This window comes from Frankia sp. R82, assembly GCF_023716925.1.
Taxonomy (GTDB): domain Bacteria; phylum Actinomycetota; class Actinomycetes; order Frankiales; family Frankiaceae; genus Frankia.
Window position 1 is genome coordinate 1 of sequence record NZ_JAMQQG010000141.1, and the last position, 1,838, is coordinate 1,838.

At 73.4% G+C, this 1,838-nt stretch carries 1 protein-coding gene and 1 pseudogene; both read left to right on the plus strand.

Annotated features, from left to right (window positions below):
* Positions 1-1,058 (plus strand): hypothetical protein (locus ND747_RS16210; protein ID WP_251734448.1); only part of this gene is annotated, 1,058 nt, incomplete at its 5' end.
* A 238-nt stretch (positions 1,059-1,296) separates the two neighbouring features.
* A pseudogene (locus ND747_RS16215) lies at positions 1,297-1,838 on the plus strand (hypothetical protein); the annotation flags it as partial.

Consider the following 1,838-nt stretch of genomic DNA (forward strand, 5'->3'; position numbering starts at 1 on the left):
GCCAGCCCGGCCAGCCCGGCCAGCCCGGCCAGGGTGTGCCGGGTACGGGTGCGGCCGGTCCGGGTACGCCCGGCCTCGGCCTGGCCGGTGCGGCGGGCACGGGCGTGCTGCCGGCGTATGGCAGCGCGGCCCAGTTCGGACACTGGGCCCTGACCGGTGAACAGACCCTGACCGGTGCGCAGACCCCGGCCGACGAACAGCATCGAGCCGGTGAACAGACCCCGATCGGCGAGCAGCCGTGGACCGCCGGGCCGAAGGCCCCGGGTGGGCTGGCCTCGACCGGTGGGCTGGGCACGACTGCCGGGCCGGTGGCACCGGGTGGGCTGGGCGCGGCGGGTGGGTTGTCGAGCGACGCCGGGTCGACCGGCCCGGTGGGGCGCGCCGATCCCCGGGGGCCCGGTCCCTGGAACACCGACAGCGAGCAGACCGGCGAGATCCGGCGCCCCATCGATCAGACGGGGGAGATCCGCCGTCCCGGCAGCACCGCCATGCACACCGGCGCGACGCCGCTGCGGTCCGCGGGTGTCGCGCACTGGGACGACGAGCTGGATGACGAGTTCGACCCGGCGCCGCACGGCCAGGACGACACGGGCGGTCGATCGGGCTGGGCGCCTTCGCGCGGGCGCCTTGACCCCCGGGCACCGCAGGTCACCCGGGGAGGGGCCGCCGCCACGGGCCTACCGGCTCGGGTGTCGGCCGCGGTGCGTGAGGCCCGCCGCCGACCGGTCGTGCTGATCGTCGCCACGGTGGTGCTGGTCTTCCTCGGCCTCGGCGCGGTCGGCTACCTGGCGCTGAGCGGCGGTGACTCGGCGGGCGGGCCGTCCACTGGCGCCACCGCGGCCGGGCATGGCCAGTACGACAAGGACGTCCGAAACGCCTACCTCGGCTCCTGCCTCGATGTCAGCAACGGCAACGAGAGCTACTGCACCTGCACGCTGGACAAACTGGAGGCCACGTACACCCAGGAGGAGTACCGGCGGTTCAGCGCCAGCGTGCAGTCGGAGTCCTCCCAGCGGATCGTGCGGGAGATCTATGCCGCCTGCCGTGACAAGCGATGACCAGCTCCCGTGTAAAATCGTTCGACAACATCATTAGCACAATTTTTGTGCGTACCGCTCGGCACCTGACGAGGTGCCGTCATGTTTTTTTCGATCTTCTTGCTGACCTGGGGGGCAGGAGATGCCGCCCGATGATCATGTATCGCACCACCGCACACCGCGCTGCGGCCTGCGCGCGTGAGTACGTCCACGCGTCCGCGGTCGGATCGCCCGGCGCAGCGCGGCAGGTGATCGTCCGGTGACGACACACGACGCCGATCTCAATCGGCCGGTCCCCACCCGTCGCGACGACGACTTCTTCGCCGTCGAGCGGGTCGGTGAACCCGAGTCTCCGTCCCCGCCGTCACACTGGGACGCCGCCCCCTGGTCCCCGGCCTCGGCACCCTCCGTCGAACCCACCTCGGCCGGGCCGGGCAGGTCCCACCGCCACGCCGACCCGTTCGACGTCACCAGCACCTGGGACGGGGCGACGGCCGGTTCCTCCTCCGCGATTTCCGTCGCCCCGCCCGTGCCCGATCCGCCCCGGCCTGCGGCCTGGTCGCACCTGCCCGCTGTCTCGCCAGCTGGTCCCGCCGCAGCCACCCGGGCGGACGCCTCGGCCGGCGGCGGGGGCTACGGCTTCGACCGCCGGCCGGACGACACCTCCGGCCCGGCCACGGCCCGATCGGTCGAGGTCGCGCCGGCTGAGCCGCCGCGTTTCTCGCTGCCGCCCGCGCCGCCCGCGCCGGCCACCCGCTCCGGTTCCGGGTACTCCGATCCGTTCACCGGTGGATTCCCAAT